Source organism: Chryseobacterium bernardetii, assembly GCF_003815975.1.
In the GTDB taxonomy this organism is placed as follows: domain Bacteria; phylum Bacteroidota; class Bacteroidia; order Flavobacteriales; family Weeksellaceae; genus Chryseobacterium; species Chryseobacterium bernardetii.
The window spans coordinates 868447-887666 of record NZ_CP033932.1 but is presented as its reverse complement, the minus strand read 5'-3'; the positions used below and the strand labels follow the sequence as shown (position 1 = coordinate 887666).

Sequence of the window (19220 nt, the reverse complement as noted above, 5' to 3'; positions counted from 1 at the left end):
AAAGGTAAGCTATATCTAACTTCCCTGAGTAATATTGATGTTTCTCGGGTGATAGCTTAAGATAACATCCCTTAATTCTTCTGTTTTCAGATGGGTGTAAATCTCTGTTGTGGTAATGCTGGAATGTCCCAGCATTTCCTGGATATAACGGAGATCCGCTCCATTCTGAAGCAAATGTGTAGCAAAAGAATGCCTGAAGGTATGAGGAGAAATCTTCTTGTTCACTCCGGCTTTATCCGTAAGTTCTTTAATAATAAGGAATACGATAACCCTTGACATGGAAGTGCCGCGGCTGTTCAGAAACAGTGTATCTTCGTATTTTTTATTGATCTTTCCTTTCGAACGTACCTCCTTAATATAGCTTTCTAGTAACTCGGCTGTATAATCAGCTAAAGGTACAAAACGGGTCTTATTTCCCTTTCCGTTTACCTTAATATATTGTTCCTTAAAGTTGATATTGGAGATCTTCAGGTCAATTAATTCAGACACACGGAGCCCGCAACCGTAAAGTACCTCTATGATACACTGGTTTCTTTTTCCGAGATCTGTATTAACCTCTATAGCATTGATAATTTTATTGATATCCGGCAGACTTAGTGTATCTGGCAGATACAGTCCCAGTTTAGGGCCTTCAAGTAATGCTGCAGGGTTGTCTTCACGATATTCATCTTCCAAAAGAAATTTGAAGAAGGCTTTAATGGAAGATATCCATCTTGCCTGTGATCTTTCACTGAATTTCTGTTTAGAAAGATTGAAAATGTATTCCTGCAGATTTTCGTAACCGATAGAATCTGGACCGACGTTTTCCAGATCTTCTTCTGCGTAATCTTTTAGTTTCTTAATGTCCCGAACATAGGCGTCGAGCGTATTGTCTGAAAAATTTCTTTCGAAGCGAAGAAATATTTCAAAATCTTTGATCTTTTCATCCCAAGTCATTTGTGCTTATTTTTTTAGTTCACAGTCCGATATTTGTTCTATTTCAATGTTATGGCCTCTCAGGAACGATATTCCATCGTCATCTGAATACTCATTAATATACACCAGTCTTGTAATACCTGCCTGAAGGATCAGCTTACTGCATTCCTTGCAGGGCGACAATGTCAGATATAACGTTGCTCCTTTTGCAGATTGTGTAGAAGCGGCCAGCTTTAATATAGCGTTGGCTTCTGCATGTAATACATACCAGTGCGTTTTTCCGTCTTCATCTTCACAGCAGTTTTCGAATCCCATAGGAGTTCCGTTGTAACCATCTGAAATAATCATCCTATCTTTTACGATAAGAGCTCCTACCTGTTTTCTCTTACAGTAGGAGAGTTTTGCCCATTCCTGGGCCATTTTTAGATAAGCTTTATCAAACTTATTCATACCGCAGCATTAGTTTTTTCGAAATAATTTGGATTAAAATCTTTTGAAAGATTAGAAGTTCGGCTTTCTTTTCTCCAGGAAAGCAGTTACTCCTTCTTTCTTATCATCCATTTCGAAAAGTTCCCCGAAATATTTAATTTCAGTTTCAAAACCTTTCTCCGTGTCAGATAAATTAACGGCGTTTATAGCCTTTGATATTGCCATAGGTGAATTATGGGCAATAGTATTCGCTAATTCTTTCGTTTTGGTTAATAATTCTTCAATAGGGTATACTTCATTTACCAGCCCGATCTCTTTTGCTTTTTGGGCAGGGATCATTTTGGCAGAGAAGATCATTTCGTTGGCAATACCTTTCCCGACAAGCTTTGGAAGCCTTTGAGTTCCTCCGTATCCCGGGATTAATCCCAGAGTTACTTCAGGAAGCCCTAATCTGGCGTTTTCTGATGCATATCTGATATGGCATGCCATGGCAAGCTCTAACCCACCTCCTAATGCAAAACCGTTTACGGCTGCAATGACAGGTTTGGATAGGTTTTCAATTTTGTTGAACAAAGTGTTTTGTCCGTTTCTTGCAAGTTCCTCAGCTTTTTCCTGTCCGAAGTCACTGAATTCCTTGATGTCAGCTCCAGCTACAAATGATTTTTCTCCGCTGCCTGTAAGGATAATTACCCTGCAGGAAGGGTCAGAATCAAGTTCATCCAATGCTGTACTGATCTCCTGAATGGTCTTTGCATTCAATGCATTTAAACTCTCAGGTCTGTTTATGGTAATGATAGATAATTTATCTTCTCTTTTTAATAATATATTCTCGTAACTCATTTTTCCACTTTAAAATATCATCCCTTGCAAATTATGAATTTTTTACAAAAAAAAGGAAAAAATATTATTTTTTTTTCCTTTTTTTTGATTTATTGTTCAATATGATTATTTGGAATGATTCATCATATTTGCATCAATATTGATATTTAGTTGTGAAGCCACTTTCATGCCAAGCTCAATATTAGCACGGAAAAAATGACATAATTGCCTGTTGATGATTTCTTCCCTCTTAGGTCCTGTGATTCCTTTCATACTGCCTACAATATTTTGGATCAGGTTGTCTCTGTCTTCAGCATTCATTGCTTTTGAGTAAAGAAGCCCTGGCTGGGTATAATGATCACTGTCGTTGTCATTTCTGTTATAATTGGCAACATGGGCGCTGTCTAATTCATACTCATAGTTTTTGTAAGAAGCATCCGGTGTGATGTCATCAAAACTGTTGGGGTAATAATTCGGTTTATCCTGATACTGACTCGAATCTGCCATATAACCGTCTCTCTGATAATTATTGACGGCAAAAGGACATCTGTTCACTTCCAGCTGATGAGAGTTGACACCTACTCTGTATCGGTGCGCATCCGGATAAGAAAATAATCTTCCCTGAAGCATCTTGTCCGGAGAGAAGCTGATTCCATTGATGAGGCTGCTTGGTGAGAAGGTAGATTGCTCAACATGAGCAAAATAGTTAACAGGAACTTCATTTAACTCCATTTCTCCTACTTCAATAAGTGGGAAATCATCATGGAACCAAACTTTTGTAACATCAAAAGGATTCCATCTGAAGTCTTTAGCCTGTTCTTCGGTCATTACCTGGATGTACATGGTCCATTTCGGAAAGTCACCATTTTCAATAGCGTTACAGAGGTCTTCCTGGGCAAAATCAGGATTCTCTCCTGCCATTTTTACTGCTTCTGCGTCCGTAAAATTTTTCACTCCCTGTTTTGTTTTGAAGTGGAATTTCACCCATACTCTTTCATTTTTATCATTAATCATGGAGAAAGTATGAGATCCAAAGCCATGCATATGCCTGTACCCATACGGAGTTCCTCTGTCTGACATCAGTATAAGGACCTGATGAAGTGATTCCGGATTTAAACTCCAGAAATCCCACATCATCGTAGCGCTTTTCAAATTGGTTTTCGGTACTCTTTTTTGGGTATGAATAAAATCCGGAAATTTTTTAGCATCTTTGATAAAGAATACCGGAGTGTTATTTCCTACAAGATCCCAATTTCCATCTTCAGTATAAAATTTTAATGCAAATCCTCTCGGATCTCTTGCGGTATCAGCACTTCCTTTTTCCCCACCTACTGTAGAGAAACGGGCAAACATTCTGCATGAGTTTCCTACTTTTGAGAATAATTTAGCCTTAGTATACTGGCTGATATCGTGGGTTACGGTAAAAGTTCCGTACGCTCCGCTTCCTTTGGCATGTACAATTCTTTCAGGAATCCTTTCCCTAACGAAGTGTGCAAGATTTTCCTGAAGAACAAAGTCTTGCAGCAATACCGGGCCTCTTGGTCCTACCGTCTGGGAATCCTGATGCTCAAAATAAGGTGCGCCGTTACTTAACGTTAATTTTTTAGAATCCATATGTTGATGATTTGAATTATTGTTCTCGTCTTTTTCTAAATTGAACTGTAAAGGTACTAATTATCAAATTTACTTGAATTTTTAATTGCTAATAACAAAAACGTTATATCTTTGTAATAGATAATATTAATCAAATGAACATTCAGCAACTGGAGTATCTTATCGCCGTTGATAAGTATAAACATTTTGGAAAAGCAGCTCAGGCGTGCTTCATTACCCAGCCAACCTTAAGTGCCATGATACAGAAATTTGAGGATGAATTGGATGTGAAGGTTTTCGACAGAACTACACACCCGATCCGTACCACAGATGTAGGTCTTCAGATCATCGATCAGGCGAAGGTGATTATAGAATCTGTCAATGAGCTGAAAAACAAAGCGAACCTGCTGAATAACATTTTAGGGGGGACCATTAATCTTGGAATCATTCCTACGGTTTCATCATTTATCTTGCCTACCGAGATCTTTAAATTCCTTGAGGAAAACCCTAAGATCCAGATGAATGTAAAGGAAATGACGACAGATAATATTATTAAAGCTCTGAAAGCAGGAGAACTGGACGCGGGAATTATCTCTACTCCTTATGATACGGCTGATGAGTTTTACCAGGATTTCTTATTCAATGAGGAGTTAATGATCTACAGCTCCAATACAGAAGCGAATAAAAAGAACTCTTATATTATCCCTGAAGAACTGAATGTAGAAAAAGTATGGTTACTTGAAGAAGGGAATTGCCTTAGAAATCAGTTCGAAAACATCTGCCATCTGAAAGAGAACACTTTGAAACCTAAAAATTTAGATTTCTTAGCTTCCAATATCCAGACCCTGGTACATATGGTAGACAAAGTAGGTGGAATCAGTATTCTTCCGGAATTGGCATTAAGCCAGCTTTCTGAAGAACAGAAAAAGAATGTTTTCAGATTCAAGAAGCCCTTCCCATACAGAGAGATCAGTATTATTTATTATAAGCCGACCTTTAAGCAAAAGATTATCGACGAATTGTCACATTCTATCAAAAATTCTTTAGAACTTAAACTGAATTATCACGAAAGCCCAAAAGAATTTGTAAGCATAAAGCCTCAGTAATCCTGAGGCTTTAAAGTGATATAAATCATTAATTTAAAGAAAATTTTAATTAGTAAACAAAAATTTTGAGTATTACGAAAATAGTGCTTAAATTTGCTGACGTTTATTAACGAGGAAAAATTTGACCTGATTGCAACCTCTATAAAAAAATGCTAAAACAGTATTCTTTTTTCTGGGCAATTGTTATTCTTATTTTTCTTCAACACAATTTTTAATCTAAAAAAACAAAGAATAATATGTCTTATTTATTTACATCTGAATCAGTTTCAGAAGGACATCCGGATAAAATTGCCGACCAAATCTCCGATGCGTTAATCGATCATTTCTTAGCATACGATAAAAATTCAAAAGTAGCATGTGAAACTCTTGTAACTACCGGACAGGTAGTATTGGCAGGAGAGGTAAAATCTGATGCTTACCTTGATGTTCAGACCATTGCCAGAGAAGTAATCAACGGAATCGGATATACAAAAGGTGAATATATGTTCAATGGAGATTCCTGTGGAGTAATCTCTGCAATCCATGAGCAGTCTCCGGATATCAACCAGGGGGTTGACAGAGCGGTAAATGATGAGTCATTTGAAGCGAAAGCAAATGCTCAGGGAGCTGGTGACCAGGGAATGATGTTCGGGTATGCTACCAATGAGACGGCTAATTATATGCCCCTTGCTTTGGATTTGGCGCACACAATCCTTAAAGAACTTTCTGCAATCAGAAGAGAAAATAAAGAGATCACTTACTTACGTCCTGATGCAAAAAGCCAGGTAACAATTGAGTATTCTGATGACCACAAGCCAATCAGAATTGATTCTATCGTAGTTTCTACTCAACATGATGATTTCGGATCAGAAGAAGAGATGCTGGGTAAGATCCGTGAAGATATCAAGAATATTCTGGTTCCCAGAGTGGTTGCTCAGCAGACTGAGGAGATTAAAGCGTTATTTAACGATCAGATTAAATATCACATCAACCCTACAGGTAAATTCGTAATTGGTGGCCCTCACGGAGATACAGGTCTTACAGGTAGAAAAATCATTGTTGATACTTACGGTGGTAAAGGTGCTCACGGTGGTGGTGCTTTCTCAGGAAAAGATCCTTCAAAAGTAGATAGAAGTGCTGCATATGCAACAAGACACATTGCTAAAAACCTTGTAGCAGCTGGCGTTGCTGATGAAGTTTTGGTACAGGTTTCTTACGCAATTGGAGTAGCTGAGCCTTGTGGATTGTACATCAATACTTACGGAACTGCGAAAGTGGATCTTCACGATGGTGAAATTGCTAAAAAAGTTTCCACAATCTTTGATTTAAGACCTTATGCTATTGAGCAGAACTTAAAATTAAGAAATCCTATCTATCAGGAAACAGCTTCTTACGGACACATGGGTAAAGAGCATTATGTTGCAGATAAAACCTTCAACAAAGGGCAGAAAAACGAGATCACGTTAGAAGGTCTTGAGTTCTTTACCTGGGAAAAACTAGATAAAGTAGACGAAATTAAAGCCGCTTTTGGTATTTAATTTTTTCTCTAAACTGAAATATTATGAACTGCTTTACTTTCCGGTAAGGCAGTTTTTTTTAATTTTACATCGTAATAAATTAAAAGATGATGAATTTTCGGACTGCAGTTGCCATTCTATCCCTGTTTTTGCTGAGTACATTGGTGAAAGCCCAGTATACCATGCATAAAATGATCAGTGTGGGATATACCTACCAAAATCAAAGCTTTGGAGAAGTAGGAGGAAAGCTGCTTTTCCTTAAAAATGATGATGTCATTTACAGATTGGGTGGTTCTGCCTTAATGGGAGTGGCAGATTCAAAATTTGCCATTATGCCGAAGCTTCAGGCAGATGTTTTACTTAATTTTGAAAAGAATGTAGACTTTTACCACGCTTACTACTTTTTGGTAGGAGCTGAAGGAACCAACAAATATATTGCCCCGAAAATAGGAGTTACTTTATTTGGAATGCTTGATCTTACCGGAGGCTATGCCTTCCCTATCGGAGATACCCGGTTAAACGGAAAAGAAATGAAAGGATTGAATATTAATTTTACATTAAATATCCCTACCGTGTTCATTCATGATATGTTTAAGTGATTTTTTTTAAATTTTTATAGCGAAAATTTAATAATTGCTTAACAGTTATTAAAAAATTATTATATTTACGCCATAATATAATTGTACCGCCTATCGAAGAGACTTTACTCTGTAGAATTGTTTTGTATATACAGCAAAAACCGGATATTTTATCTGGGCGATAGCTGGGCTGCAAATGTTATATTGAGAAGAGTTATGAAATCAAAATCGGATAGTTTATTAATTTCGCTTTACCAGAAAGGTGATGAGGGCGCTCTATCAACCCTGATTCACCGTCATCAGAGAGAACTGTTTACATTCATTTTTTACAAAATTAATGATGAAGATCTAGCCAATGATATTTTTCAGGATACATTCATGAAAATCATTGTGATGCTAAAAGAAGGACGTTATAACGAAGAGGGTAAATTTATCCTTTGGGCAAAAAGAATCTCCCACAATCTTATCATTGATCATTTCAGGGCAAAATCCAAAAATATCAAAGTTTCAGAGACTACTTTTGAAACCGATGAGTATTCTATTTTTGATCTGATCAGAGAACCTTCTGAAAATATTGAAGATCAGCTGGTGACCAATCAGATTCAGGAAGATCTGCTGAAAATGCTTCAGTTTCTTCCGTTGAATCAACAGGAAGTCATTAAATTAAGATTTTTCGATGGGCTAAGTTTTAAGGAAATTGCCGATCATACCGATATGAGTATCAATACCACATTAGGCAGAGTAAGATATGCGCTGATAAACCTGAGAAAAATCATGGAAGAAAATAATATAATATTAACCAGATAGATAATATTTCGTAAAATCTCACGTTTTAAGGAAAAACATAGTTCGCTTATGAAAAAAAATGACTCCTTAAAAGTGAAAACTTTGAAACCTAAAAAACAAACCATCGATTTTCTGCTCAATTTTTCTAAAAGCCTTGAAATTGTGAAAAGCAAGAGCAAGAATTATCCTGTTACAAAAAATTAAAATTATTAACTTTGTGCTGTATGAGAATGCAGCACGTTTTTTTTGACCTGGACAATACGCTCTGGGATCATCGTAGAAATGCCTATCTAGCCATCAAAGAACTTTTTGAAACGCAGGAAATTAATTCAAAGTATAATATTGACTTTGAAGACTTTCATGCCGTTTACCATGATATCAACGAAGAATTATGGGAAAAAATAAGAGATGGAATTATAGGTAAAGAGTATTTGAGAGAACACCGTTTTTATGACTCCTTTATGCATTTTGGAGTAGATAATAAAGAACTTTCTCTTTATTTTGAAGAGAATTTTCTGGATAATATTGTCAGTTATAATGAGTTGGTGGAAGGGGCAGAAGAGGTCCTTGAATATTTGAAGTCGAAGAACTATAAGCTTCATATTATTTCCAATGGCTTTCAGGAAGTAACGGAAAGAAAATGTACCTTATCCGGAATTGCCCCTTATTTTGAAACCATTACCAGTGCAGATGCTGTAGGTGTTAGAAAGCCGGACCCTAAGATTTTTGAGTATTCCCTTGGTCTTTCTGAAGCGAAAAAAGAAGAAAGCATCATGATTGGTGATGATTGGATTGCCGATGCTCTGGGTGGAAGAGACTTCGGAATGGATACGATTTTCTTTGATGTGTATAAGGAAAACAAAAAAGAAACCGGACTAAAGTCTATCACTCATCTTCAACAGATTAAGGAATATTTATAATCTTTATATTTTAAGGCTGAAATAAGCTTTAAAAAAGTATTTTATTGAACCATTAAGGCTATTGAAGCTAGTAAGAAAGTTAAAGCGTAAAGAATTTCGAACGATTCTTCTTTAATTCTCTTATTAACTTATCTCTGTTTTAATGGTTCATTTTTTTAATTGATAAAAGATATTGATTAATGCTCTTTCGGTTTCAAATCAGATCAATATCTGTATTTTTAAATCTTTGATTAATTGCTGTTAACAGCCAATAGTCTAGAGGGCTTCATTTTATCTCCTCGTTTACATTTTTAAGTTTTTCCTAATTCTTTCCCAAATTGATTAGGAACTTTGCTTCATAATAATGACAGAAAAAATTGAATATTATGAAAAATGTAAAGAAAATCACAACCGTATTTGTTTTAATTTTTTTACTGATTGGCGGCTTGGTTTCAGCACAGGACAGAGCGATTAATCCTAATCATTTGCCTAAGACTGCTAAAACATTCCTGGCAGGCCATTTTAAAGGAATTCCCGTTTCATCCGCTATTGAAGATAGAGAAATCTATGGCGTTGATGAATACAAGGTATATCTGAACAATGGGATGAAAATGGAATTTGACAGCAATGGAAACTGGAAAGAAGTAGATGGTAATCACCAAAAGATTCCTTATGGTTTTATTCCTGCCTCTATAAAAAATTACACCAGCAGAAATTTTCCGAATACCTATATCGTCAAGATAGAAAAGAAGAGATGGTCTTATAAAGCAGAATTGTCCAACGGACTGGAGCTGGAGTTCGACCGAAACGGGAACTTTAAAAAAATTGATGACTAAATCCAATAAGAGTAACAATAAAATTTTATGATTATGGTAAACTGGAGTTTGATAAACAGTAGTGGAAGAAAAGTTTCTTCCACTAAGATTAGAAAGAATATGGTGTCTTTTATGACCAAGCATCATCCGTGCAGTGTAATAGATTCTATTGAGACAAAGTATAATGCTTACAAGATTCATCTGATGAATGGTTTGTGCCTGATCTTTGATGCAGATGGAAGGTATATAAAAACAAATTAATACTTCATGAAAAAACGTTGTGAAGAAGGGAACAAAGGATATATATACATTATTGATATATTATGTATCATTTATCAAATGGTCCTTATTTTGACTCTGTTTGGGTATTGATTAAGCCTTAGTTCCCACACTTTCTCCCTGTTATTCCTCTGTAATTTTATATATTTGATTAAGATATCCAAGCAGAACACCCTATGAAGATTTTAATAGTAGAAGATGAACCGGACCTAAGGGATACTGTACAGAAATTTCTGGAGGCAGAACATTTTATTGTAGAATATGCTGATAGTTATAGTTCCGGACTGGAGAAGATTATTTCTTATGAATATGACTGTATTTTGCTGGATATTATGCTGCCGGATGGTAATGGTATAGATCTCTTACGGGAAATCAAGAAAATGCACAAAAAAGATCCTGTAATTATCCTTTCTGCAAAAGATTCCGTGGATGATAAGGTAACAGGACTGGAAATAGGAGCAGATGATTATTTAGCCAAGCCATTTCACCTCGCAGAATTAATGGCCCGAATAAGATCTGTAATAAGAAGAAAAAACCAGGATGGCGAGAATATTATCAGGTATAAAAATATCAGTATTGACCCGGAAAGCAGAATTGTAAAGGTAGGAAGCGAAGAACTTGCGCTTAACCGTAAAGAATATGACCTTTTATATTACTTCGTTATTCATCCGGAAAAAACATTACAGAAGACCACATTGGCAGAAGCGATATGGGGGGATTACATTGATCAGGCAGACAGCCTCGATTTCATTTATTCACAAATTAAAAATCTTCGTAAAAAATTGAAGACACTTCATGCAGAAGCTGACTTCCAGGCTGTTTACGGAATAGGCTATAAATTCGTATGATGAAGGTTTCATTAAAATATTATACGATAAAATATCTTATCATGATCCTGCTGCTGATTATAGCAGTCTGGGCGGGATTGTTTTATGCGTATATACTGGATGAGGTACATGATAATGTAGATGATGGATTGAAGGATAGAAAAATACAGATCATCAAAGCAGTATATCTTAACCCTCAGTTGCTGAAGAACCATGATTTCGGATTCAATGAATTTAAGATTATGCCAATAACTTCAGCAGAATACAAAAATAAAAGCAGGCTCTATAATAAGATGTATTATATGGAGTATGATGATAAAGACCAGCCTTATCGTGTATTGGAGGCAGATTTCATAGACCAGTATAAAAATCATCAGAGGCTTGTCATAAGAACATCCACGGTAGAAGAAGATGAACTGATTTATGATCTTACAACTGCTTTAATAGTTCTTTATATTCTTTTGGTGATCAGTATTGTGGCCGTTAATGGATACCTTCTGAATAAAGCAATGCATCCGTTCTATCAAATTCTTGATAAACTGAAGAAATATCAGTTTGGTATTCCTTTTTCCCAAACCGATCAAAACTATTCAATCAAAGAATTTGAAGAGCTGAATGTGGAAATCAATGAAATGGTAGAGCGTAATGAGCTTGTTTTCTACCAGCAGAAACAGTTTATTGAAAATGCTTCTCATGAGCTTCAGACACCGCTCGCTATCGTTATTAACAAAATAGACCTTCTGATTCAGAATGAGGATCTTGATAAAAAGAACCTTACCTTTCTTACAGAAGTTAAAAATGATCTGAGAAGAATGGTAGGGCTGAATAAATCTCTGCTCATGCTTTCCAAGATTGAGAACAGCCAGTTCAACGCCATATCAGAAGTTAATTTTAATGCAATGGTCAATAATCTTGTACAGAATTATGAAGACTTTATTGCTTTTAAAAATATAGAGGTTAATGTTATTGAAAAAGGGGTATTTAAAGCCGGGTTCAACCAGGATCTTGCGGATATCCTTCTAGCTAACCTGCTTAAAAATGCTGTTAAATATAATAATGAGGAAGGAACTTTAAATATTTTTATTGAGAATAACAGGATTATCTTTCAAAATAGCGGGATACAGGGACCGTTGGATAAATCCAGAATTTTTAACCGTTTTTATAAACAAAGCTCCGATCATACTTCCACAGGTTTAGGATTATCTATTATTAAAACAATTATCAAACAGTATCCTGGCTGGGATATTACTTATGAGTTTGAAGATCAGATGCATTATTTCATCCTTACTAAATAAAATATTATAAGAAAAGCGTCTGTCCCAATTCTGAGCCAGACGCTTTTTATGATATCTGAAGTTAGAATTAATATCCTAAACTTGTTCTTACTCTTTTTAGTGTTTCCAGCGCAACAGGCCTCGTTTTTGCTGCACCTTCCTGAAGCTTAGCTTCCAGCTCATCAAGGTTGTTCATATAATAATTAAAGATCTCTCTTTCCTTTTCAAAACGCACTAAAATAAGGTCTAAAAGCTCTTTTTTAGCATGTCCGTATCCGAAGTTACCTGCCAAATATTTTGCTCTTAGTTCCTCAGTCTGCTCAGGGGTAGCAATCAATTCATAAATCTGGAATGTCTTATCAGTTTCCGGGTCCTTAGGTTCTTCTAAAGATTTGGAATCAGATTCAATGCTCATCACCTGCTTCTTCAATTCTTTCTCAGGTAAAAAGATGTTAATGATATTTCCTCTTGATTTTGACATTTTATGGCCATCTGTTCCCGGAACATACTTGGTATCTTCCTGAAGTTCAGATTGTGGCAGTACAAAAACTTCACCCATCTGGTTGTTAAACCTTGAAGCAACGTCTCTTGCAATCTCCAGATGCTGAAGCTGGTCTTTTCCTACAGGAACAATTTCTGCATCATATAATAAAATATCAGCAGCCATTAAAATAGGGTAGGTAAACAGACCTGCATTTACATCCTGAAGCCTGTCTGCTTTATCCTTGAATGAATGTGCCAATGTTAATCTTTGATAAGGGAAAAAACATGATAAATGCCAAGATAGTTCACAGGTTTCAGCGATATCACTTTGTCTGTAGAAAAATGTTTTTTCGGTATCTAATCCACAAGCAAGCCAAGCCGCAGCAATCTCGTAGGTGTTCTGTCTTAAAGTCTGCGCATCTTTAATCTGGGTAAGCGTATGAAGATTCGCAATAAATAAAAATGATTCATTTCCTTCCTGCTTGGAAAGTTCGATAGCAGGAATAATAGCCCCTAATAAATTTCCAAGATGGGGTGTTCCGGTGGCTTGAATGCCGGTAAGAATTCTTGACATTTGTTTAAGTTTATATTAAAAAATTAATGAATTGCAAATTTACGAGGTTTAAAGGGAATAATGAATGAAAAGATCAAAAGATTTACTCCTTAAATACCTACAATTCATTTCCTGTGCTCATATCAACCTTAATAGAGGTGGGCTTTAGCCCGCCTTATAATAAAAGGAATAATTCCATTGGCTTTAGCCAAAACTTAAAATATAATCTCTCGCAGATTAAACAGATTTAGCAGATTTTATCCATAATCATCTGTGAAAACTGAGCAATCTGTGGTTAAAAATATTAAGGAATGACAATCTTCTCACCACCAAATTTAGGTTCCACTCCAAAGATCAGATCCCAATACACTTTCGCTTTGGCAAGATATTCCCTTAAATTGGTCTTTAAACCTGTATATTTATTCACATCTTCTGCATTATATCCAAAAGCTTGCATTCCATTTTTCTGAGCAAGGAAGACCGCTCTTTCATTGTGAAACTTCTGGGAGATAATCGTTAGTTGAGTTTGTCCGAAAATATCTTTAGCCCTCACTACTGAATCCAAAGTTCGGAATCCTGCATGATCCAGGATTATTTTGTTCTGTGGGATACCTTGTTGTACCAGGGCAAACTGCATATCTTCCGGTTCATTATAGTCTTTGCTGCTGTTATCGCCACTTACAATAATGTACTGAACTTTTCCGCTTTTATAAAGATCAGTAGCCGCTTTAATCCTGTTATAGAAATAGGCATTAGGCATTCCGTTATTTAATGTTTTTCCGGTTCCTAAGAGTAAAGTTGTTTTCGCCTGAGGTACATCCGCAATATTGTAAGATACGAATGCTGCGCTTTCTTTTTTAATACTGTAATTTGCCCAGGCAATAAAAATAATTCCTGCAACCAGAAGAAGCAGGAAAAATTTAAAAATATTTTTGATTGTTTTTCTCATTTGAAATACATCTGTTAGAATTCAAGTCCGTTAGGGAAAGCCTTTTTTCTGAAGATTAACAAGAAAGCAGCTCCTACTGTAATGGCTGAATCGGCAACATTGAAAATGTATTTAAAGAACTCAATATGTTTCCCGCCTATAATAGGCCAGCTGTCCGGAACATACCAGTCTACTATCGGGAAGTGAAGCATATCTACAACGCACCCTTTCATAAAAGTAGAATAACCATGTCCAAAAGGAACAAACTTGGAAACTCCGCCATAGCCAATCCATCGGTCTGTGCTGGCGTCATATACCGTTCCGCTGTCAAAAATCATTCCGTAGAACATACCGTCAATAAGGTTTCCGATAGCTCCGGCAAAGATGATGGCCATTGGAACTAAAAGATAGTTGGAAGCTCCTTCTTTCAGCCATTTTTTAAACATATAAACCATTCCTCCGATCAGGAAAATCCTCAGGATAACCAGGAAATACTTTCCGATAATTCCACCGAAATGAAATCCGTAAGCCATTCCTGGGTTCTCAACAAAGGTTTTATTAAAGAAACCTTCTATAACAGGAACACTTTCATTCAGTTCAAAATGGGTTTTAATGTAAATTTTTGAAGCCTGGTCTATCAATAATACCAAAAATGTGATAGCTAAGATCTTTTTCATTACTGTCCTTTAGGTTTTGAAGGTTTTGCAGCTGGTTTTACATTTTTATTATCGCTCGCTTTCTTAATCATTTTCTGTCCGTTATATGAACTTTTCACATGAGCTTTCTCAAACTTAATATTCATTTCTTTCAAAACGCTTTTCAGGGCGCTCAGTTCCATAGAATTTTTAGGATGTACTATGATTGATTCCATTTCTTAGTATTTAAATTTTACATTTTAGACAATTCATCAAGTCTTTTCCGGTCTTTTGCCGAAAGGTCATTGATTCCGTTTTTGCCCATTTTACTTAAAAGCCTGTCTATTTCTTTCTCCCTGTCGCGTTTATCAGAATTAAACTGGTCATCAATGGTGTAGTTGGTGTGTCTCTTCGGAGAAAATCTGTTTCTGATCCATTCTCTGTTGGAAAAAGCCAGCACTGCTGCCACAATGATGATTAAAATCAATACTTCGCTCATGGGTATACATTAAAAATTAGGTTTATAAAGTATCCGCAGATACAATATAAACCCAATATTATTTTACAAACCTTACGGCTATTTTTGCATGTTTTTCGCTTCGATGCTTAGTGTAGCATGAGGAACGGCTAAAAGTCTTTCCTTGGGAATTAATTTCCCTGTTACTCTACAAACACCGTAAGTCTTGTTTTCGATTCTGATTAGTGCATTCTTCAGATCACGAACGAATTTTTCCTGTCTTCCTGCAAGAATAGAGTTCTGCTCTTTACTCAAAGTCTCTGCACCTTCTTCAAATGCTTTGAATGTAGGTGAAGTATCATCAGTCCCGTTATTCTGGTCATTAATGAAACTTTCTCTGATTAGCTGAAGATCTTTCTCCGCCTTCTCTATTTTTTCTTTTATGATCGCTCTAAATTCCTGTAAATCAGCATCGCTGTATCTAACTCTTTCGTCTGACATATTCTTTCTCTTTTTTAATAAAATTATGAAATGGAATTTGAAATACAATAACTACATGTTAATTTTTTTCAATATTTATCTTAAAATTAACCTCATCTATTTCGATTTCGCTAAAATTTGAAAGTGAAGATACAATTTCTATTTTACTTGACAAGACTTCGGAAGAAATATATTCCTCATTTTTCTTAATATCTTCAAGGAACGGTGAGTTCTCTTCAATGAAGATATTAATTCTGTCTGTAAGTTCGAAATCTTTCTCTTTTCTCAGGTTCTGAATTCTATTGATGAATTCCCTTGCGATTCCTTCAGATTTTAACTCATCGGTTAACGTCAAATCTAATGCCACAGTTGTTTTACCATCTGAAGTTACAGTCCACCCAGGGATATCTTTTGTAGAGATTTCCACATCATCAAGGGTGATCTCGTAGCCCTGAACATCCAGTTTTCCTTCTTTTTCAAGAGCGGAAATCTGTTCTGTGGAAAGATTGCTAATCTCAGCACCCACCGCCTTCATGTCTTTTCCTAATTTAGGTCCTAGAGCTTTGAAGTTTGGCTTTATCTGTTTTACAATTAAGTGTGATGCTTCTTCAGCGTTTATTAACTGTAGCTCTTTCACATTTACTTCCTGCTTGATAAGATCTGCAACAGCAAGAATCTGCTCTTCTGTTTTAGCATCCAATACAGGAATCAACACTTTCTGTAACGGCTGACGAACTTTCACATTCTCTTTCTTTCTTAAAGAGAAAACCATACTCGTGATGTTCTGAGCCAGGTGTGTTTTTTCAACCAGATCCTGATCAATTAAACTTTCATCAGCAACCGGGAAGTCTGTAAGGTGTACAGATTCACAGTTTTCTTTTCCTGTTACTTTATTTAAATCCTGATACAACTGATCCATAAAGAATGGGGCAATAGGAGCAGACAATTTAGCTACTACTTCAAGGCAGGTATATAAAGTCTGGTAAGCTGAGATCTTATCATCAGAATAATCTCCTTTCCAGAAACGTCTTCTGCATAATCTTACATACCAGTTACTCAGGTTATCATTCACAAATGTGCTGATGGCTCTTGCTACTCTTGTAGGTTCGTAATCTTCATAGAATGCTTTTACCTCTTTGATCAGAAGGTTCAGTTCAGAAAGAATCCATCTGTCGATTTCAGGACGGTTTTCCACTTCTTTTTCTGAATAGTTGAATCTGTCGACATTCGCATATAATGCAAAGAATGAATACGTATTATAAAGAGTTCCGAAGAACTTTCGTCTTACTTCATCAATTCCTTCAATATCAAACTTCAGGTTCTCCCAAGGGTTTGCATTTGAGATCATATACCAACGGGTAGCATCCGGCCCGTAAACAGAAAGCGTTTCAAACGGATCTACTGCATTTCCTAAACGTTTTGACATTTTCTGTCCGTTTTTATCCAGAACAAGACCGTTACTCATTACATTTTTATAAGCAACAGAATCAAAAACGGCTGTTCCGATCGCGTGAAGCGTATAGAACCATCCACGGGTCTGGTCAACACCTTCTGCAATGAAGTCAGCAGGGAATGCTTTATTGTTGTCGATTAAGTCTTTATTTTCAAAAGGATAGTGCAATTGAGCATACGGCATAGAACCTGAATCAAACCAAACATCTATCAAGTCACTTTCACGCTTCATTGCTTTTCCTGAATCTGAAACCAATACTACTTTATCCACTACGTTTTTGTGAAGGTCAACCAACTCGTAGTTAGATTCAGACATATTTCCTACTTCAAAACCTTTGAAAGGATTTTCAGTCATGAATCCTGCAGCAATTGATTTTTCAATCTCGTTATAAAGCTCTTCTACAGAACCGATGATCTTTTCTTCTTTCAGGTCATCTGTTCTCCAGATTGGCAACGGGATACCCCAGTATCTTGAACGGGACAAGTTCCAGTCGTTTACATTTTCCAGCCAGTTGGCAAAACGTCCTTCTCCGGTAGCTTTTGGCTTCCAGTTGATTTCTTTGTTCAGATTAACCAATCTGTCTTTTACTGCAGTCATCTTCACAAACCATGAATCCAACGGATAGTATAGTACCGGCTTGTCAGTTCTCCAGCAGTGTGGATAAGAGTGGACATATTTCTCTACTTTGAAGGCCTTGTTCTCCGTTTTCAACAGGATCGCAAGTTCTACATCCCATGATTTCTCAGGCGCTGTTCCTTCATCGTAATATTCGTTCTTGATATATTTTCCTGAGAAAACTTCAGGTACATTCTCTCCCTGGATAAATTTACCCTGTAAATCTACCAAAGGAACAAGATTATCGTTATCATCCTTTACCAACATTGGTGGGATCTCAGGCTGGGCCATTTTAGCAACTCTCGCATCATCAGCACCAAAAGTTGGAGCCGTGTGCACGATACCTGTACCATCCTCAGTCGTTACGAAATCACCTAAGATCACTCTGAAAGCATTTTCAGGATTATCATTTGGTGTAAACCAAGGAACTAACTGCTCATATCTTGTATCAACAAGTTTTTCTCCTGTGAATTCTTTTAAAATTCTGAACGGAATTACTTTCGTTTCCGGAGTATAGTTGGCAAAATCCTCATCTGTACCTTCAGCATATTTCTTACCGAATACTTTAGGTAAAAGAACGCTGGATAATACAACGGTTACCGGCTCAAATGTATATTGGTTGAATGTTTTAACCAAAACATATTCAATATCTCTACCTACTGTAAGGGCAGTGTTGGATGGCAACGTCCAAGGTGTCGTTGTCCATGCAAGGATATGTACATCTCCGTCAACATCATTGAATAAAGCAGAAGAATCTTTCTTTACTTTAAACTGGGCTACAACCGTAGTGTCTGAAACATCACGATATGTTCCAGGCTGGTTCAGCTCGTGTGAAGAAAGTCCTGTTCCTGCTTTTGGAGAGTAAGGCTGAATTGTGTATCCTTTATACAACAAACTTTTGTCATATAACTGCTTCAACAGCCACCAAACAGTTTCCATATATTTTGACTTGTACGTAATATACGGATCATCAAGGTCTACCCAATATCCGATTTTCTCTGTAAGGTTATTCCATACATCAGTATAACGCATTACAGCTTCACGACAAGCTTTATTATAATCTTCAATAGAGATTTTTTTGCCAATATCTTCTTTTGTAATTCCTAATTCTTTTTCTACACCCAGTTCCACAGGAAGACCATGCGTATCCCAGCCTGCTTTACGGAAAACCTGTTTCCCGTTTTGAGTCTGGTAACGGCAGAAAATATCCTTCAATGCTCTTGCCATTACGTGGTGAATTCCAGGCATACCGTTTGCTGAAGGCGGACCTTCATAAAAAACAAACTCAGGATTTCCCTGACGAATCTCAACACTCTTATTGAAAGTTTTATTTTGTTTCCAAAATTCCGCTACATTCTCTGCTACGTCAATAAGGTTGAGGTTTTTGTATTCTTTAAATTGGCTCATTGTAAATATCTCAATATTCGTTGATTAATTAAGTCTGCAAATTTAGTGAATTTTGTCGGTTTATAAGATATGTTTTCTGTAGGTAATTTATATTAAAAACTTCAATTTCAGAAATATAAATGAAAAGAAGTGGTAAAAGTGAATAATGAAGAGCGAATGAGTGAATATTTTAGACCCTTTTGTCAGCTTTCCGGGCTTTTTTCAATTAGGTTAAATTCAATAGAAGCGGGCTTTAGTCCGCGAAAAAATAAAACATGATCCATTGGCTTTAGCCAAAACCTAAATATAATCTCTCGCAAATCAGGCAGATTTCGCAGATTGACCATCATCATCATCTGTGAAAATCCGTGTCATCTGTGGGAAAATAAACCAAGCTAGAGCACTATAGCACGA

The 19220-nt window shown here is 36.3% G+C and carries 20 protein-coding genes; 9 read left to right on the top strand and 11 right to left on the bottom strand.

All coding sequences use genetic code 11. The annotated features are described in order from the left end of the window. Positions 1 to 15 precede the first annotated feature (15 nt). The 4 genes from xerD to EG339_RS04145 form a co-directional block, all read right to left on the bottom strand. Positions 16 to 936 (bottom strand): site-specific tyrosine recombinase XerD, encoded by a 921-nt coding sequence (xerD, locus tag EG339_RS04160; RefSeq protein WP_123868993.1) that lies wholly within the window; start codon positions 934 to 936, stop codon positions 16 to 18. Between the two features lie 6 nt (positions 937 to 942). Next, positions 943 to 1365 carry a deoxycytidylate deaminase gene (locus EG339_RS04155; protein WP_123868992.1) on the bottom strand — a complete coding sequence of 141 codons (423 nt, stop codon included), beginning with the start codon at positions 1363 to 1365 and terminating at the stop codon, positions 943 to 945. Between the two features lie 51 nt (positions 1366 to 1416). After that, positions 1417 to 2184, bottom strand: a complete 768-nt coding sequence (locus tag EG339_RS04150) for an enoyl-CoA hydratase/isomerase family protein (RefSeq protein WP_123868991.1) — start codon at positions 2182 to 2184, stop codon at positions 1417 to 1419. A 105-nt stretch (positions 2185 to 2289) separates the two neighbouring features. Further along, positions 2290 to 3777: a catalase gene (locus EG339_RS04145; protein WP_123868990.1), complete on the bottom strand. Its 1488-nt coding sequence runs from the start codon at positions 3775 to 3777 to the stop codon at positions 2290 to 2292. Between the two features lie 134 nt (positions 3778 to 3911). Between EG339_RS04145 and EG339_RS04140 the strand changes: the two genes are divergently transcribed. The 9 genes from EG339_RS04140 (at position 3912) to EG339_RS04100 (ending at position 11837) form a co-directional block, all read left to right on the top strand. Then, a complete protein-coding gene (locus tag EG339_RS04140; RefSeq protein WP_065396444.1) occupies positions 3912 to 4862 on the top strand; it encodes a LysR substrate-binding domain-containing protein in 951 nt (316 codons plus the stop codon). A 236-nt stretch (positions 4863 to 5098) separates the two neighbouring features. Then, positions 5099 to 6379 carry a methionine adenosyltransferase gene (metK, locus tag EG339_RS04135; protein ID WP_123868989.1) on the top strand — a complete coding sequence of 427 codons (1281 nt, stop codon included), beginning with the start codon at positions 5099 to 5101 and terminating at the stop codon, positions 6377 to 6379. 86 nt (positions 6380 to 6465) lie between these two features. Beyond that, positions 6466 to 6957 carry a hypothetical protein gene (locus EG339_RS04130; protein ID WP_123868988.1) on the top strand — a complete coding sequence of 164 codons (492 nt, stop codon included), beginning with the start codon at positions 6466 to 6468 and terminating at the stop codon, positions 6955 to 6957. A gap of 195 nt (positions 6958 to 7152) precedes the next feature. After that, the gene (locus tag EG339_RS04125) at positions 7153 to 7743 is read left to right on the top strand and encodes an RNA polymerase sigma factor (protein ID WP_123868987.1); all 591 of its coding nucleotides are present in this window, start codon (positions 7153 to 7155) and stop codon (positions 7741 to 7743) included. A 203-nt stretch (positions 7744 to 7946) separates the two neighbouring features. After that, on the top strand, positions 7947 to 8642 hold the full coding sequence (locus tag EG339_RS04120; protein WP_123868986.1) for a YjjG family noncanonical pyrimidine nucleotidase: 696 nt from the start codon (positions 7947 to 7949) through the stop codon (positions 8640 to 8642). Between the two features lie 365 nt (positions 8643 to 9007). Beyond that, complete coding sequence (locus EG339_RS04115) at positions 9008 to 9457, top strand: PepSY-like domain-containing protein (RefSeq protein WP_123868985.1); 450 nt, start codon at positions 9008 to 9010, stop codon at positions 9455 to 9457. Between the two features lie 33 nt (positions 9458 to 9490). After that, on the top strand, positions 9491 to 9697 hold the full coding sequence (locus tag EG339_RS04110; RefSeq protein ID WP_164466411.1) for a PepSY-like domain-containing protein: 207 nt from the start codon (positions 9491 to 9493) through the stop codon (positions 9695 to 9697). A gap of 194 nt (positions 9698 to 9891) precedes the next feature. After that, positions 9892 to 10563, top strand: a complete 672-nt coding sequence (locus EG339_RS04105) for a response regulator transcription factor (protein WP_123868983.1) — start codon at positions 9892 to 9894, stop codon at positions 10561 to 10563. Beyond that, positions 10560 to 11837 (top strand): sensor histidine kinase, encoded by a 1278-nt coding sequence (locus EG339_RS04100; protein ID WP_123868982.1) that lies wholly within the window; start codon positions 10560 to 10562, stop codon positions 11835 to 11837. The genes EG339_RS04105 and EG339_RS04100 overlap by 4 nt, the downstream gene beginning before the upstream one ends. 67 nt (positions 11838 to 11904) lie before the next feature. Here EG339_RS04100 and trpS read toward each other — a convergent pair whose 3' ends face one another. The 7 genes from trpS to ileS all read right to left on the bottom strand — a co-directional run bounded on the left by trpS (position 11905) and on the right by ileS (position 18827). Continuing rightward, the gene (gene trpS, locus EG339_RS04095) at positions 11905 to 12873 is read right to left on the bottom strand and encodes a tryptophan--tRNA ligase (RefSeq protein ID WP_123868981.1); all 969 of its coding nucleotides are present in this window, start codon (positions 12871 to 12873) and stop codon (positions 11905 to 11907) included. Between the two features lie 283 nt (positions 12874 to 13156). Further along, positions 13157 to 13801, bottom strand: a complete 645-nt coding sequence (locus EG339_RS04090; protein ID WP_123868980.1) for a SanA/YdcF family protein — start codon at positions 13799 to 13801, stop codon at positions 13157 to 13159. A gap of 14 nt (positions 13802 to 13815) precedes the next feature. Beyond that, positions 13816 to 14457: a lipoprotein signal peptidase gene (locus tag EG339_RS04085; RefSeq protein ID WP_123868979.1), complete on the bottom strand. Its 642-nt coding sequence runs from the start codon at positions 14455 to 14457 to the stop codon at positions 13816 to 13818. Next, positions 14457 to 14651 carry a DUF2683 family protein gene (locus EG339_RS04080; protein WP_123868978.1) on the bottom strand — a complete coding sequence of 65 codons (195 nt, stop codon included), beginning with the start codon at positions 14649 to 14651 and terminating at the stop codon, positions 14457 to 14459. The genes EG339_RS04085 and EG339_RS04080 overlap by 1 nt, the downstream gene beginning before the upstream one ends. A gap of 17 nt (positions 14652 to 14668) precedes the next feature. Further along, positions 14669 to 14914, bottom strand: coding sequence for a DUF6576 domain-containing protein (locus tag EG339_RS04075; protein ID WP_123868977.1), 246 nt, complete (start codon positions 14912 to 14914; stop codon positions 14669 to 14671). A gap of 78 nt (positions 14915 to 14992) precedes the next feature. Beyond that, positions 14993 to 15373, bottom strand: coding sequence for a TraR/DksA family transcriptional regulator (locus tag EG339_RS04070; protein WP_045501318.1), 381 nt, complete (start codon positions 15371 to 15373; stop codon positions 14993 to 14995). A gap of 58 nt (positions 15374 to 15431) precedes the next feature. Continuing rightward, on the bottom strand, positions 15432 to 18827 hold the full coding sequence (ileS, locus tag EG339_RS04065) for an isoleucine--tRNA ligase (protein ID WP_123868976.1): 3396 nt from the start codon (positions 18825 to 18827) through the stop codon (positions 15432 to 15434). Positions 18828 to 19220 lie beyond the last annotated feature (393 nt).

Coding starts and splice junctions, on each gene's coding strand:
- xerD (WP_123868993.1), bottom strand. CDS start 936: ATGACTTGGGATGAAAAGATCAAAGATTTTGAAATATTTCTTCGCTTC.
- EG339_RS04155 (WP_123868992.1), bottom strand. CDS start 1,365: ATGAATAAGTTTGATAAAGCTTATCTAAAAATGGCCCAGGAATGGGCA.
- EG339_RS04150 (WP_123868991.1), bottom strand. CDS start 2,184: ATGAGTTACGAGAATATATTATTAAAAAGAGAAGATAAATTATCTATC.
- EG339_RS04145 (WP_123868990.1), bottom strand. CDS start 3,777: ATGGATTCTAAAAAATTAACGTTAAGTAACGGCGCACCTTATTTTGAG.
- EG339_RS04140 (WP_065396444.1), top strand. CDS start 3,912: ATGAACATTCAGCAACTGGAGTATCTTATCGCCGTTGATAAGTATAAA.
- metK (WP_123868989.1), top strand. CDS start 5,099: ATGTCTTATTTATTTACATCTGAATCAGTTTCAGAAGGACATCCGGAT.
- EG339_RS04130 (WP_123868988.1), top strand. CDS start 6,466: ATGATGAATTTTCGGACTGCAGTTGCCATTCTATCCCTGTTTTTGCTG.
- EG339_RS04125 (WP_123868987.1), top strand. CDS start 7,153: ATGAAATCAAAATCGGATAGTTTATTAATTTCGCTTTACCAGAAAGGT.
- EG339_RS04120 (WP_123868986.1), top strand. CDS start 7,947: ATGAGAATGCAGCACGTTTTTTTTGACCTGGACAATACGCTCTGGGAT.
- EG339_RS04115 (WP_123868985.1), top strand. CDS start 9,008: ATGAAAAATGTAAAGAAAATCACAACCGTATTTGTTTTAATTTTTTTA.
- EG339_RS04110 (WP_164466411.1), top strand. CDS start 9,491: ATGGTAAACTGGAGTTTGATAAACAGTAGTGGAAGAAAAGTTTCTTCC.
- EG339_RS04105 (WP_123868983.1), top strand. CDS start 9,892: ATGAAGATTTTAATAGTAGAAGATGAACCGGACCTAAGGGATACTGTA.
- EG339_RS04100 (WP_123868982.1), top strand. CDS start 10,560: ATGATGAAGGTTTCATTAAAATATTATACGATAAAATATCTTATCATG.
- trpS (WP_123868981.1), bottom strand. CDS start 12,873: ATGTCAAGAATTCTTACCGGCATTCAAGCCACCGGAACACCCCATCTT.
- EG339_RS04090 (WP_123868980.1), bottom strand. CDS start 13,801: ATGAGAAAAACAATCAAAAATATTTTTAAATTTTTCCTGCTTCTTCTG.
- EG339_RS04085 (WP_123868979.1), bottom strand. CDS start 14,457: ATGAAAAAGATCTTAGCTATCACATTTTTGGTATTATTGATAGACCAG.
- EG339_RS04080 (WP_123868978.1), bottom strand. CDS start 14,651: ATGGAATCAATCATAGTACATCCTAAAAATTCTATGGAACTGAGCGCC.
- EG339_RS04075 (WP_123868977.1), bottom strand. CDS start 14,914: ATGAGCGAAGTATTGATTTTAATCATCATTGTGGCAGCAGTGCTGGCT.
- EG339_RS04070 (WP_045501318.1), bottom strand. CDS start 15,373: ATGTCAGACGAAAGAGTTAGATACAGCGATGCTGATTTACAGGAATTT.
- ileS (WP_123868976.1), bottom strand. CDS start 18,827: ATGAGCCAATTTAAAGAATACAAAAACCTCAACCTTATTGACGTAGCA.